The organism is Massilia sp. NP310, assembly GCF_019443485.1.
Taxonomy (GTDB): Bacteria; Pseudomonadota; Gammaproteobacteria; order Burkholderiales; family Burkholderiaceae_D; genus Telluria; species Telluria timonae.
The window spans coordinates 3,139,114-3,153,669 of record NZ_CP080379.1 but is presented as its reverse complement, the minus strand read 5'-3'; the positions used below and the strand labels follow the sequence as shown (position 1 = coordinate 3,153,669).

9 protein-coding genes are annotated in these 14,556 nt (G+C 65.4%); 6 read left to right on the top strand and 3 right to left on the bottom strand.

The window, feature by feature from the left end:
• Positions 1 to 46: 46 nt before the first annotated feature.
• Complete coding sequence (locus KY496_RS13885; protein WP_219861130.1) at positions 47 to 775, bottom strand: phasin family protein; 729 nt, start codon at positions 773 to 775, stop codon at positions 47 to 49.
• Positions 776 to 960: 185 nt separating this feature from the next.
• On the opposite strand from KY496_RS13885, the gene KY496_RS13880 reads away from it, so the two are divergent.
• The 4 genes from KY496_RS13880 to KY496_RS13865 all read left to right on the top strand — a co-directional run bounded on the left by KY496_RS13880 (position 961) and on the right by KY496_RS13865 (position 4,469).
• Positions 961 to 2,265, top strand: coding sequence for an amidohydrolase family protein (locus KY496_RS13880; protein ID WP_005665622.1), 1,305 nt, complete (start codon positions 961 to 963; stop codon positions 2,263 to 2,265).
• A 64-nt stretch (positions 2,266 to 2,329) separates the two neighbouring features.
• The gene (locus KY496_RS13875) at positions 2,330 to 2,857 is read left to right on the top strand and encodes a GNAT family N-acetyltransferase (protein WP_040775250.1); all 528 of its coding nucleotides are present in this window, start codon (positions 2,330 to 2,332) and stop codon (positions 2,855 to 2,857) included.
• A 34-nt stretch (positions 2,858 to 2,891) separates the two neighbouring features.
• Positions 2,892 to 3,407 carry a GNAT family N-acetyltransferase gene (locus tag KY496_RS13870; RefSeq protein WP_040775904.1) on the top strand — a complete coding sequence of 172 codons (516 nt, stop codon included), beginning with the start codon at positions 2,892 to 2,894 and terminating at the stop codon, positions 3,405 to 3,407.
• Positions 3,408 to 3,482: 75 nt separating this feature from the next.
• Complete coding sequence (locus tag KY496_RS13865) at positions 3,483 to 4,469, top strand: diacylglycerol kinase family protein (protein ID WP_005665625.1); 987 nt, start codon at positions 3,483 to 3,485, stop codon at positions 4,467 to 4,469.
• Positions 4,470 to 4,472: 3 nt separating this feature from the next.
• On the opposite strand, the gene KY496_RS13860 is transcribed toward KY496_RS13865, so the two are convergent.
• Together KY496_RS13860 and KY496_RS13855 are read right to left on the bottom strand one after the other, a co-directional pair.
• The gene (locus KY496_RS13860) at positions 4,473 to 7,379 is read right to left on the bottom strand and encodes an esterase (protein ID WP_184237240.1); all 2,907 of its coding nucleotides are present in this window, start codon (positions 7,377 to 7,379) and stop codon (positions 4,473 to 4,475) included.
• The gene (locus KY496_RS13855; protein ID WP_219861128.1) at positions 7,376 to 9,229 is read right to left on the bottom strand and encodes a glycoside hydrolase family 13 protein; all 1,854 of its coding nucleotides are present in this window, start codon (positions 9,227 to 9,229) and stop codon (positions 7,376 to 7,378) included. The genes KY496_RS13860 and KY496_RS13855 overlap by 4 nt, the downstream gene beginning before the upstream one ends.
• Positions 9,230 to 9,640: 411 nt before the next feature.
• On the opposite strand from KY496_RS13855, the gene KY496_RS13850 reads away from it, so the two are divergent.
• Complete coding sequence (locus KY496_RS13850) at positions 9,641 to 12,520, top strand: TonB-dependent receptor (protein ID WP_219861126.1); 2,880 nt, start codon at positions 9,641 to 9,643, stop codon at positions 12,518 to 12,520.
• Between the two features lie 88 nt (positions 12,521 to 12,608).
• Complete coding sequence (locus KY496_RS13845) at positions 12,609 to 14,120, top strand: tryptophan halogenase family protein (protein ID WP_219861124.1); 1,512 nt, start codon at positions 12,609 to 12,611, stop codon at positions 14,118 to 14,120.
• Positions 14,121 to 14,556 lie beyond the last annotated feature (436 nt).

Here is a 14,556-nt window from a genome sequence, read left to right as displayed (position 1 = left end):
TTCGCGACGCATTTCGCCGCCTTATTCGCGCATCCTGTCGCGCATCCTATTTGCGGCGCTTCGACGACGTGCCGATGCGGGTGACCGTGGTCGAATCCTTGTCCTCGACCGGAGCCGCGAGCGGTTGCGGCGCCGCTGCCGCCTTCGGCGCGCCCTTGCCGACGGCCTTGGCGATCGGCTTCTGCTCGGACACCGGAACGGGCTCGTCGAGGACGGTCCCCTGCACCTCTGCCGCGCTCGCGATCGGCTCGGGCTGCTCGACCACGAAGGGCTGCGGCGCGGCTGCCGCTTCGGGTAGTTGCTCGACAGCCCCCTCGATCTGCTCCGCGGCCTCTTCGGCGGCCTTGGCGGCGGCCTTCGGGGCTTCCTGCACGACCTCGGCGATCGGCGCTTCGCGCATGACCGACGCGAGCACGGCCGGCGGCGCGGCTGGCGACGCGGCCTCGGCCGCGATCGTGCGCAAACCGTATGGCTGGGCGTTGGCGGTGATGTTGGCCAGTTCGCGGCCATAGTTGAACAGGCTGCGCACCTGTTCCTCGGCGTGGGTGCGCAGCACCAGCAGGTCGCGCGGCTGGGTCGCTTCGATCAGCTGGCGCAGGGTGTGCGAGGAGCGCTCGACCGAATCGCGCGAGGCCGACAGGTTGAGCGACATGAGGCGGCTGGCGTTGTCCAGCGCCTGTGTGGCGAAGGTATTGAAGAAGCGAAACTGCGCATCCAGCTGGGCGCTCAGTTGCCTGGTAGATGCTGCGGACAATTGCTCGGGAAGTGAAGTCATTGGATTTCCTATCGGTCAGTATGGCGCGCTGCAATATCGACCAGTGTACCCACGATTTGCTGGGGTTGCAAAGCACAAAGATGGCTTATTTACCAAGGGTAATATTGCATCGCAGCATTGTTTGATTTTTCTCAAGGACCATGTGCCCGAATTGCTACAATTTACCGATCAATAAGGGAGTTGATATGGATCTCGTGATTCGCAACGCGACCTTGCCCGACGGCCGGCAAGACATCGATATCGGCATCGCCGACGGCCGCATCGCCGTCCTCGCGCCACGCCTCGCTGCCCGGGGCGCGCGCGAAATCGATGCCGCCGGCGACCTGGTCAGTCCACCCTTCATCGACGCCCATTTCCACATGGATGCCGTGCTGAGCTATGGCTTGCCGCGCGTGAATCGCAGCGGCACCTTGCTCGAAGGTATCGCCCTGTGGGGCGAGCTCAAGCCGGCGCTGACCCAGGACGCCCTGGTCGAGCGCGCGCTGCGCTATTGCGACTGGGCGGTGGCGCGCGGCCTGCTGGCGATCCGCAGCCACGTCGACGTCTGCGACGACCGCTTGCTGGCGGTGGAAGCCCTGCTCGAAGTCAAGCGCCGGGTGGCGCCTTACCTCGACCTGCAGCTGGTGGCTTTTCCGCAGGATGGCCTGCTGCGCAGCCCGACCGCCTTCGACAACCTGAAGCGCGCGATCGCCATGGGCGTGGACGTGGTCGGCGGCATCCCCCATTTCGAGCGCACCATGGCGCAAGGCGCCGAATCGGTGCGCCTGCTGTGCGAGTTCGCGGCCGAGCGCGGGCTGCGCGTGGACATGCACTGCGACGAGAGCGACGATCCGCTGTCGCGCCATATCGAGACGCTGGCATACGAGACCCAGCGCCTCGGCCTGCAGGGCAGGGTGGCCGGCTCGCACCTGACCTCGATGCACTCGATGGACAATTATTACGTGAGCAAGCTGCTGCCACTGATCGCGGAAAGCGGCGTGGCGGCGATCGCGAACCCGCTGATCAACATCACGCTGCAGGGCCGCCACGACACCTATCCCAAGCGGCGCGGCATGACCCGCGTGCCCGAGCTGATGGCGGCCGGCGTCGACGTCGCCTTCGGCCACGACTGCGTGCTCGATCCCTGGTATGGCATGGGCTCGGGCGACATGCTCGAAGTGGCGCACATGGGCCTGCACGTGGCGCAGATGACGGGGCTGGAGGCGATGCAGGCCTGCTTCGGGGCGATCACCGAGACGCCGGCGCGCATCCTCGGGCTCGAAGGCTATGGCCTGGCGCCGGGCTGCCATGCCGACCTGGTGATCCTGGACGCTGGTTCGCCGGTCGAGGCGATCCGCCTGCGCGCGGCGCGCCGCCTCGTGCTGCGGCGCGGCCGGGTGGTGGCCGAGGCGCCGCCAGCTGCCAGCCGCCTGTATCTCGATGGGCGGCCCGATGGCGTCGACTTTCGGCTGCCTCAAAGCAACAAGCCCGCAAACCAGGGTGCTCCGTGATTATTTGTGAGATTTCAGGCAAAATAACTGACCGCCGAGTTCTGGCATTTGCATACTGATTGTTGTGAGAGATATTGAAATCCGTCCCGCCGTGGAAGCCGACTTCGAGGCGATCTGGACCATTTTTTGCGCCCACCTGATGGCCGGTGAAAGCTATGTCTTCACCACCGCGACCTCGCGCGAGGCCGGCCATCACTACTGGCTGGGCCAGGGCGTGCACAGCTTCGTCGCCGTGAGCGCGGCGGGGCGCGTGCTGGGCATGTACCGGCTGGTGCCGAACCAGGTCGGGCGCGGCCACCACGTGGCCAACGCCTCCTACATGGTCAGCCCGTCGGCGCAGGGCGCGGGCATCGGCCGCCTGATGGGCGAACACAGCCTGATTGAAGCGCGCAGCCAGGGCTTCCTGGCGATGCAGTTCAACCATGTGGTCAGCACCAATGCCGCCGCCATCGGGCTGTGGAAGAAACTGGGCTTTTCCATCGTGGGCACGCTGCCCAAGGCCTTCCGCCACAAGCGCCTGGGCTATGTCGACGCCTACGTGATGTACCAGCTGCTGCAAGACCCCGACCACTGGCCGACCGCGGACGAGTAGCAAAAAGTCAATCACCAGGCGTATGATCTCGGCCATGACCGAGATTCTCACCACCGACCGCCTGCGCCTGCGCCTCGTCACCCATGACGACGCCCCGTTCTACCTGGCGCTGGCGAACGACCCCGCCTTCATCGAGCATATCGGCGACCGCAAGCTGCGCACCGTCGACGCCGCGCGCCGCGGCCTGGACGAAGGACCGATCGCGATGCAGGCGAAATACGGCCATTCGCTGTACCTGGTCGAGCGGCTGGCGGACGGCGCGCCGCTCGGCCTGTGCGGCCTGGTCAAGCGCGACACCCTGGAACACGTCGACATCGGCTATGCCTTCCTGCCGGAGCACCGTGGATGCGGCTACGCCTTCGAGGCGGGACAGGCGGTGGTGGGCCTGGCAGCGCGGCTGGGCATCCGGCGTCTGGCGGCGATCGTCGCCCCCGGCAATGCCGCCTCGATCGCGCTGCTGCAGCGCCTGGGCCTGCGCCTCGATCGCCGCGCCAGCCTGGCCCCCGGCCAGCCGCAGGTGGACGTCTACCTGGCCGATCTGGATGGTTGAGTAGCGCACCTTGCGCGGATATCGACAGTGATACGATGGCGCATCCACGACGCCCACCTTAGCGAAACGACCCCGATGCCATCCACCGCGCTGCCGCCAGAGGCCCATTTCTACATCGTCCTGAATGCGGGTTCCGGGCATTCCGAGACCGAGGAGCGCATCTCGACGATCCGCGAGGTCATGGACAAGTCGGGCCGCGTCTGCCACCTGGAAGTGGTGGGCAATCCCGAACGGCTCGAAGACATCGCGCGCGAGATGGCCGGCAAGGCGCTCGCCAGCGGCGGCGTGCTGGTCGCGGCCGGCGGCGACGGCACCATCAACACGGTCGCGCACCAGGCGGTGCTGGCCGGCTGCCTGTTCGGCGTGCTGCCGCAAGGCACCTTCAATTACTTCGGCCGCACCCACGGCATCCCGGAAGACCTGGCCGAGGCGGTATACGCGATGCTGCGCGCCGAAGTAAGACCCGTGCAGATCGGCATGCTCAACAACAAGATCTTCCTGGTCAATGCCAGTGTGGGCTTGTATCCGGCGCTGCTCGAAGAGCGCGAGCACGACAAGCGCGAATATGGCCGCAGCCGCCTCGTGGCCTTCTTGTCGGCGATCAAGATGGCGCTGCGGCCGCACCGCCACTTGCGCATCACGCTCGAACTCGACGGCAAGGAAAAACGCTTGCGCACCACGACCTTGTTCGTGGGTAATAATCGACTGCAGATGGAGCAGGTCGGGATGGAAGACCTGACCGAGGCGGTGCAAGAGGGTCAATTGGTGGCGCTGGCGCCCAAACCGATGGGCAAGCTCGGGCTGCTGGGCCTCTTGATCCGCGGCGCTTTCGGCAAGCTCGGCGCGGGCGACGATGTCGTCGCCTTCGCGTTCAAGAGCATGACGGTGCGCACGCCGTCGTTCTATGGACGCAAGCGCCTGAAGGTGGCGGCCGACGGCGAGGTGAGCAAGATGGCGACGCCGTTCGAGTTCAGGGTGCTCGAAGGGCGGCTCAAGCTGCTGGTGTCTTCGAGCGGACGAGGCAAGCCGCGTCCGGTCGAGGGCACGTTCGAGACCGCGTGACGCTTATTTCACCCGCAACAATCGCACGCCGTAGATATCGAACCGGTTCGACGGCTCGGCGCCGCCGGCGCCGGTGAAGCTGCGGTTACTGTCGAGATAACTCATATTGTAGAAGTCCGTCATCTCCAGATGGTAGCTGCCCGCCTCGATGCGCGCCGCCAGCGGCGTCGAGTACACGCTCGGCGTGTCCTTCTGCAGCAGCGGCGCATGCGGCAGCTGGATCACGCCCTGGGCCACGACGCGGCCACTGCCATCCTTCAGCGCCAGCCATTTCACGCCGCCGCTGATGCCCAGGTTCACCTGGTTGGCGCCGTTGTGGTAACGCACCTGGAGCCGATAGTCGCCTGGCTGCTCGATGCGGATGCCGTCGACGGCGAAGCGGTCGCCCGGCTTGCCCCAGTCCTTGAGGTGCGGCTGGGTGAAGCGCGCATCGGGCGCCGTCACCTTCAGGTTCGAGGCGATGCGTGCGTCGGTCACGGGAATCTCGATGCCCGCGTCGACGCAGCGCGGCTGGCTGTGGTGGCTGACGTTGCCGCTGTCGGTGTACACGGCCTCGACCGCATAGCAGGCGGTGGCGCTGGCCTTGCCATCGGTCCAGGCCCCGGCCGGCAGCCTGTCGGCCACCAGCTTGCCATCGCGGTAGACGCGGTAGCGCACGGCGGCGGCATTGCCGTTGGCGCCGATCCGCAAGGTGACCGGACCGGAGGCCGCGCGCGCCAGGCCGTCGATGGTCGGCTCGCGCGGGCCGAAGACGGCGCTGGCTTCTTCATGGGGATTGGCGTTGACGCGGCGGATGTCCTGCTGGCCGGCCACCAGCTTGCCGAGCGTGATCTCGATGCGGTTGCTGTCGGCCAGGTCGGCCAGGCGGATGCTGCCGGCGACCTGCTTGCCGTTCAGGACGATGCGCTCGACGGCGTAATAGCCGTCTTTCTCGCTCGCGGCAGGCAGTTGCAGGCGCACGTCGATGCGCTTGCCGTGCAGGCGCAGGTCGTGCAGCGCGATCTCGTTGGTGGCGCCGAAGGTTTCGCGGCGCAGTTTCGACGTGACGAAGGGCCGCAGCGCGATGCCGTCGTCCAGCGTCTCCACGCCGAACACATTCTTGACCACCATGCCGAGATAGCCGCCGACCGACCACAGCTGGCGGCGCGAGTTGATCACCGGGCCGCTCAAGGCCGGATTGTGCTCGTCGAGCAGCAGCGGCTGGCCGGAGAGCCACTCGAGGTTTTCCATATTCGACAGATTGACCGCCGCCCCGCGCATCAGACCGGCGTAGGCCAGGTCGGCCACCGCCGTGTTCTTGCCCTGGCTCGCTGCGCGCAGGCCATAGGCGGTCACGAACGGCCAGCTCGAGCGGTTGTGGTACACCGGCGCGCCAATCTGCTGCGGCCAGATCATCGGGGCGCCCAGCGGGCCGTGCGGATAGCGCGCCAGGATCGAACGCGCCTGGCTGTCGTCGGCCACGCCGCTGACGATGGCCAGCGCCTGTCCCAGCCAGTCGAACTTGTGCAGCGGCGCGTCGTCCAGGTGGCCGGCGGTGAGGCTGCTGTACATGCCCTCGTCCTTCAGCCACAGGCGGTCGTTGATCGCGCTTTTCAGCGCTTGCGCCCAGCGCGCGTAGCGCTGCGCCTTGTCGTCATCCTGGTGCTCGCGCGCCAGCTTCGCGGCCAGGTTCAGCGCCTGGTACATCACGACGTTGGTCGACAGCGCCTTCGAACTCGCCATCGAGGCCAGGTCGCCCGGGATCCAGGCCGCATACGTCTGGTCGCGCCAGTCGAGGAAGGATTCCTCGCCCGTGTACAGGCCGGACACCGGATCGAAGGCCGCCACGCGGTCGATCTCGATCGTGTTCGACAGCGCTTTCAGGGCGCGCGCCGCGAATTGCGCACGCTCGGACGAGGGCAGGGTGCGCAGCGTTGCATCAAGCGCCAGGGCCCAGGTCAGCCGGTCGGTGCTGACCGGCCAGCTGCCGCCGCTGCCGGTGTCCTGCACGATCTGCAGGCCGTCCGGCGTGCCCGGGATCTGCGCCGCGGCGGTGATGTCCGGGCGCCAGCCCGAGAGCTTGAAATCGAGCGAATTGCGCACCCGCTGCGGGTCGAGCAGGGCCAGGCCCAGGTCGGCCGCATACGACAGGTCGCGGGTCCAGACGTAGGCCCATTTTTCTCCGGTGGCGAAGCAGTCGCAGTCGATCGCGTTGCCGCCGTTGTAGTTGCCGTCCTTGATCTGGCTGACCGAGTTCTGGCGCATCTCGCGGCCGGCCAGCGCGAACAGGGCGTCGAAGGCCAGGTTGCCGCTGCGTACGCGCGGCAGGCCGTCTTCTTCGGCGTATTCGACGTGCTGCGGACCGGGATCGCGCAGCAGCATGGTGCTCGACTGGACGTAGCGGCGGAGCGGCGCATCCGCATCCGGCGTCGAGTAGCGCACGGTCTCGACCTTGCCGTCCCAGGTCGGCCATTGCTGGGATGCCTGGGCCGCGTGGCCGGCATGCGGATCGGGGCCGCCGCCGCGCTGGGCGTCGGCGATGCGCGTCACCTTGAGCGCGGGCCTGGCGGGATTACGCGCATCGATCGTGAAGCGATAGGTGCCCGGCTGGCGCACGAACAGGAAGGTCTCGGGACCGGACTGCCGCGCCAGGCGGTAGTCGGTATCGGGCTTGACGCTGGTGCTTCGATCCGGATCGATCACCCATTCGGCGCTCCAGTCGCCGGTCCCCAGCTTGAAGGCGTGGTTGCCGGGCATGACCTCGACGTCGGCCTGGTAGATGCCGTCGCCCCTGGCCGCCAGCGGACTGGCCGTGCCCCAGCCGTTGAAGGCGCCGCGCACGTACAGGCCGTCGATGTTCTGGGCAAGGACGTGGGTTGGCAACATGCTGCAGGAGAGCAGGGCGGCCAGGGCGATGGCATGGCGCTTCATCGCGGCGCGTCCAGCTCGAGGACGATGGCCGCGCGCGGCGCCAGCACCAGCTTCTCGCGCAAGTCATAGGTCTTGCCGGTCAGCGCATCGGTGCCGCCGGCCACGCCGGAGAGCATTTCGCGGAAGCGGTCGACGTCCAGCGACATCTCCTTGGCATTGTTGTTGAAGGCGACCAGCACCTTCTTTTCATCGTTGTAGCGGAAGTAGACCCAGGTATTGTCCTGCGGCCCGTAATGCATCATCTTGCCGCTGTGGATGACCGGCTGGCCCTTGCGCCAGTTGGCCAGCTTGCGCACGAAATCCTGTGCAGTGCGCTGCTTGGTCGTGAGGCCGACGCCCGCAAACGCATCGACCTTGTCGCCGGCCCAGCCGCCCGGGAACGGCGTGCGGTAGGTCGCGTCGTTGCGTTCGCCGACGGCGCTGGTCATGAGGATCTCGTCGCCCGTGTAGAACTGCGGGATGCGCGGCGCCGTCATCATGAAGATCATCGCCATGCGGTACTTGTCGAAGTCTTCGCCCACTTCGCTGTAGATGCGCGACATGTCGTGGTTGTCGGCGAACAGCACCAGGTTGCCCGGCTCCGGATACAGGTAGTCGAGCGACAGCGTCTCGTAGACGTCGGTGAAGACGTTGCCGCCTTTTTTGTCGGCCAGCGCCTTGCGCATCGCCTCGGCCACCGGGAAGTCCATCAGGCTTGGCGTGTAGGCCTGGAAGCCGTCGAAGTTCTGCTTGCCGCGCTGCCAGTAGGCCACCACCGGCACCTTGGTCGACCATTCCTCGCCCACCAGGTTCAGGTTCGGGTATTCGGCCATCAGGCGCTTCGTGTACTCGCCCAGGAAGGCTTTGTCGGAATAGCCGAAGGTGTCGATGCGCAGGCCTGACAGGCCCGCGTACTCGATCCACCAGATATTGTTCTGGATGAGGTAGTTCGCCACCAGCGGATTCGATTGGTTCATGTCGGGCATGCTCTTGACGAACCAGCCGCGCGTGAAGTTGTCGGCGTCTTCCTTCGAGCCGTACGGGTCCTGCACCGCCGTGTGGTAATGCTGGGTCGGCACGAACTTGTCGGTGTAGTTGATCCAGTCCGGCGCCGGCAAGTCCTTCATCCACCAGTGCTGGCTGCCGATGTGCGACAGCACCACGTCCTGGATGATGCCGATGCCGTGCTTCTTCGCTTCCTGCGACAGGCGCTTGAAATCCTCGTTGCTGCCGTAGCGTGGGTCGATCTTGTACAGGTCGGTCGCCGCATAGCCGTGGTAGGAGTAGCCCGGCATATTGTTTTCGACGAGCGGCGTCGGCCACAGCTGGGTGAAGCCCAGGCCGGCGACGTAGTCGAGGCGGTCGATGATGCCCTTGATGTCGCCGCCATGGCGGCCCAGGCCGCCCTTGCGGTCGAGTCTGTCGGGCATGCCGTCGACGCTGTCGTTGGACGGGTCGCCGTTGGCGAAGCGGTCCGGCATGATCTGGTAGATCGCATCCTTGCTGGAAAAGCCCTGGCGTTCGGCGGAGCCCGCTTCGCGCTCCAGCAGGCGATAGGTGTAGCTGGCCGTGCGGCCCGCGCCCTTGAAGGCGATGTCGAAGCTGCCGGGCTTGACCTTCGGGTCGAGCGCCAGGTCGATGAACAGGTAGTTGCGGTTCGGGGTGCGGGTCACCGAGGCGATGCGCACGCCCGGATACGCCAGCGATGGATCCAGGTCGGCGATCTTGTCGCCATACACCATCAGCTGCACCTGCGCGTGCTGCATGCCGGCCCACCAGAAGGGCGGCTCCATGCGGGCGATGTCGGGGGTCTGGGCGTGGACGGCGAGCGAAGCGCCGCCGAGCACGAGGCTGGCGAGGAGTTGTCTCATGATTATGGGGCGCTGCTATCGCTATCATAGGCCAGGTAGTAAGACTACAAACCTATGCCGGAAGAATGCGAAACGGGCGCAAAGTGTTGTTGTGTTGGCGAAAGCGTACTATAGAAATCAGCTGCCAACAATCAATACACCGGTCCTGCCTCTAGTAGAACTACGGTCGAGAACCTTTACTGAATCTTAAGATTTCCTTTAGAAACGGTGCAAATATTGCGGCGGCACGGCGAAATGCGCGGATTTTCGTAGCCCAGTTACAACGCGCGCGACACTGTTTTTTTCGAAACCTGCGATCATGCTCAATACACACAGTTTTCCGACTGCAAGATCTAGTTTTAGTACAGCAGCGTAGTCGGGGGCTGATAAAAATTGTCGGGCAATGAGCCCCGCCTTTCACCGAGGAGACACATGAAAGCTACCGCCACCAGGCGCGCCGGCAAGTCGGCGCGTACCGCATTCCCGTTGAACCCGTTCGCCGCGGGCTGCGCCGTCCTGCTGTCGGCGCTGGCTGGCCAGGCCTTCGCGCAGGCATCCGGCAGCGAAGCGCAGACTGCCGTCGCGCCGAACACCCCGACCGCCGCCGCTACCGGCGAAGTCATCGCCACCCCGGCCCCGGCCCCGAGCGTGTCCACCGTCACCGTGACCGGCATCCGCCAGGGCATCGAAGCGGCGATCTCGGTCAAGCGCAATTCCAATTCCATCGTCGAAGCGATTTCGGCCGAAGATATCGGCAAGCTGCCCGATTCCTCGGTGGCCGAATCGATCGCGCGCCTGCCGGGCGTGACCGCCCAGCGCAGCCGCGGTTCGGGACGCGCGTCCGAGATCTCGGTGCGCGGCCTGTCGCCGAGCTTCAACGGCACCCTGCTCAACGGCCGCGAAATGGCCTCGACCGGTAACGCCCGCAATCCTGAATTCGACCTGTTCCCGTCCGAGCTGATGGGCGGCGTGGTGATCTACAAGACCCCGGACGCGAGCGTGATCGGCTCGGGCCTGGCCGCGACCATCGACCTCAAGACCGTGCAGCCGCTCGACTTCGGCAAGCGCGTCGTCGCCGTCAACTACAAGAAGAGCCGCCTGGGCGTGCGCACCGCCGAAGAAGGCGATGGCGACCGCTTCTCGCTGTCGTACATCGACCAGTTCGCCAACCGCACCTTCGGCATCGCGGTCGGCCTGACCTCGTACGACGAGACCGGCGGCGAACAGCGCAAGTTCGACGCCTGGGGCGGCAACACGGCCGAGCTGCCGTACAACGGGCAGAACGTGCGCGTGCCGACCGGCTTCACCGCCGACACCGAGACCGGCTACCACAACCGCGACGGCGCCTTCGCCTCGCTGCAGTGGCGCCCGAACCGCAACTTCCGCTCGACCCTGGACCTGTTCTACTCGGCCGGCGAAACCGGCTTCAAGCGCACCGGCCTGGAAGGCGCGATCGGCAACAACGAATCGGGCCGCTACGACCCGGTCGGCGTGCTGCAGGACGTCACGGTCTCGAACGGCATCGCCACCAGCGGCACCCTGACCAACTACAAGGCCGTCATCCGCAACCACATCGAAGCGGCCGAGGACGACCTCAAGACGGTCGGCTGGAAGAACGAGCTGAAGCTGGGCGATTGGAATACCAGCGCCGACCTCACCTGGTCCAAGGCGACCAAGCTGAGCTCGCGTTATGAAACCACCGCCGGCCTGCCGGGCAACGCCGCCAACCTGGACACGATCTCGTGGACCGGCTTCAATGGCCTGAACTACGCCGATGTCGCCTACCGCACCGGCCTGAATTATGCCGATCCGAACGTCGCCCAGCTGACCGACGTGAACGGCTGGTCGGGCACCGCGGCCGAGCCGCTGGCGCAGGCCGGCTACCTGGCCCAGCCCCATATCGCGGACACGCTCAAGGCGATCCGCCTGAACGCCAAGCGCAACGTCGAGTGGGGTCCGGTCTCGGCCTTCCAGGTCGGCTACAACTTCACCGACCGCGAAAAGCGCCGCACCGGCGAGGAGGGCCGCCTGATGATCGTCGGCGGCGACCTGTACGGCGCCGTGCCGATGCCGGGCAGCACCCCGAACACCGCCGGCACCACCGGCATCCCGGTCGCTTCCTGGAACCCGCTCGGTTCGCTGGGCGCCGTGTACGAGCTGGCCGAGAAGGTCAATGCCGACATCTTGACCAAGCTGTGGGACGTCAGGGAAACCGTGCAGACCGCCTATGTGATGGGCGACCTGAACGGCCAGCTGTTCGGCTTCGACTACCGCGGCAACGTCGGCACCCAGTTCGTGCACACCAAGCAGACCGGCGGCGGCTACAACAGCGGCAACTGCACCGGCGAGACCGCGGCCTCGTGCCCGGTGGTGCGCGCCGAAGACACCGCCGACTACTGGAACGTGCTGCCGAGCCTGAACCTGTCGTTCGACCTGAACAACGACCAGGTGCTGCGCATGGGCGTGGCCAAGGTGCTGTCGCGTCCGAGCCTGGACGACCTGCGCGGCGGCATCGGCTTTGGCGTGAACACCAGCGTGGCCAACCCGTTCATCAGCGGCGGCGGCGGCAACCCGCTGCTCAAGCCGTTCGAAGCCAAGTCGTTCGACCTGTCGTACGAAAAATACTTCGCCAAGAAAGGTTATGTGAGCGTGGCCGGCTTCTACAAGAAGCTCGACAGCTTCATCTTGCGCACGCCGTCGGAATACGACTTCGCGCCATGGGTCACGTCGACCACCCCGCTGCCGACCTCGGGAACCTTCGAAGGCTCGACCATCGGCGTGCTGAATCGTCCTGAAAACGGCGAAGGCGGCCGCATCCGCGGCTACGAGCTGGCGGTGAACGTGCCGCTGGACATGGTGCACTCGTGGCTGGACGGCTTCGGCGTGCTGGCCAACCACTCGTACACCAGTTCCGCGATCGACATCCCGGCGCTCGGCTTCGGCAACGTGCAGACGGCGGCGCAGTCGATCCCGCTGCCCGGCCTGTCGCGCAAGGTCAGCAACCTGCGCCTGTACTACGAAAAGAACGGCTTCCAGATCGCCGCCGCGGCGCGCAAGCGTTCGGACTTCCTGGGCCAGTCGCCGGACTTCTCTGACACGCTGCAGTACACCTTCGTGAAAGGCGAGACCATCGTCGACTTCCAGGTGTCGTACGAGATCCAGAAGGGCTTCGCCAAGGGCCTGTCGGTGTTCGCCCAGGCGAACAACTGGAACAACGCGCCGTACCAGGAGTACACGGACAATCCGGATTCGATCACCCGTCGCGTCGTGTACGGCCGCACCTACCAGTTCGGCGCCAACTACAAGTTCTGATCGCAGGCAGGCAGGACTACAATGCAACCCTCGCGGCCTTCGGCCCCGGGGGTTGTTTTTCTTGGAAGAGACGGCAGGAATAGAGAATATGGAAAACCAGGCAATCAAGGACATCGTGATCGTCGGCGGCGGCACCGCCGGCTGGATGACGGCGGCGGCACTGAGCAGCATGCTCAATGGCCGCTACAATATCCGGCTGGTCGAGTCGGACGAGATCGGCATCGTCGGCGTGGGTGAGGCGACCATCCCGATGATCCAGCGCTTCAACCGCGTGGTCGGCATTGACGAGAATGAATTCATGCGCGAGACGATGGGCAGCTTCAAGCTGGGCATCGAGTTCGTCAACTGGGGCAAGCTGGGCGAGCGTTACATGCACGGCTTCGGCCGTATGGGCCAGGACCTGGCCACCGTGCCGTTCGAACAGTACTGGCACAAGATGCGGGGTCTAGGCAAGGCCGCGCCGCTCGAGGAATACTCGATCACGCGCATGGCGGCCAAGGCCGGCAAGTTCATGCCGGCGCGCCAGGACGTGCCGAATTCGCCGCTGCGCGACATCGCCTACGCCTACCACTTCGACGCCAGCCTGTACGCGAAGTACCTGAGAAAGCTGTCCGAGGCGCGCGGCGTGGTGCGCATCGAGGGCAAGATCGCGCGCGCCACCCGGCGCGAGCCGGACGGCTTCGTCGATGCGGTCGAACTCGACAACGGCCAGCGCATCGAAGGAGAATTGTTCATCGATTGCTCGGGTTTCCGCGGCTTGCTGATCGAGCAGGCGCTCGAGACCGGCTACGAGGACTGGACCGGTTGGCTGCCGGCCGACCGCGCGCTGGCCGTGCCCTGCGAATCGGTGCCGGCCATCACGCCGTTCACCCGCGCCACCGCGCACAAGTCGGGCTGGCAGTGGCGCATCCCGCTGCAGCACCGCACCGGCAACGGCCATGTGTATTGCAGCCGCTTCATCAGCGACGACGAGGCGGCGGCGACGCTGCTGGCCAACCTCGACGGCCGCGCGCTGGCCGAGCCGCGCCTGATCAAGTTCCAGACCGGGATGCGCAAGCGGGCCTGGAACCGCAACGTGGTGGCGATCGGCCTGTCGAGCGGCTTCCTGGAGCCGCTCGAATCGACCAGCATCCACCTGATCCAGTCGAGCATCGCGCGCCTGGTCGAGCTGTTCCCGGACCGCCGCTTCAGCGACGTCGACCGCGAGGAGTTCAACCGCCAGTCGCGCTTCGAATACGAGCGCGTGCGCGACTTCATCATCCTGCACTACCACCTGAACCAGCGCACCGACTCGGCCTACTGGCGCGAGTGCGCGAACATGGCGATTCCGGAGACGCTGCGCCAGAAGATGGACCTGTACCGTTCGCGCGGCAAGGTGGTGCGCGTCGATAACGAGCTGTTCTCGGAAGTCGGCTGGCTGCAGGTGTTCGAAGGGCAGAACATGCCGATCGACGGCTACCACCCGCTGGCCGATACCCAGTCCGAGGCAGACATCGCCGACTACATGGAAAGCGTTCGCGAGGTGATCCGCAAGTGCGTGGACGTGATGCCGTCGCATGACGAGTACATCGCCAGGCATTGCGCGGCGCGCAAGGCCTAGATTTTCTTCAAGCCGGCAGCACCAGGTGGCCGCCCGGTTGGGCGGCTTTTTTTTCGTCTGCATCCAGCCCGGGCCGACAGTCAACCTTCTATTTGTAGCAAATTTTCAGTGTTCCACCAGCAATCCAAACGATCTGAATGATTTACTACGAGATATGCACCACGATGGTGCATTGTGGCAATTCCATGCTGGTTTTTAGGGCATTTGTAGCGCGACTACAGAATCGATGAATTGCCATGTAGCTCATAAACAACGGAAAAACCTTGGATTTACGGCCTGTTAGGCAAAAACGTGCCATGATCATTGCTACAAGTAACTCCCGTTGACAGTGCATCTAGTTTTAATACAGAATCCCGGCCAACGTTGATTTTGTCGCAAAAAGCCGATCCCGGCCGGCCGACGGGCTGTTTTCGGGAATACATCGTTCTATCTGAGG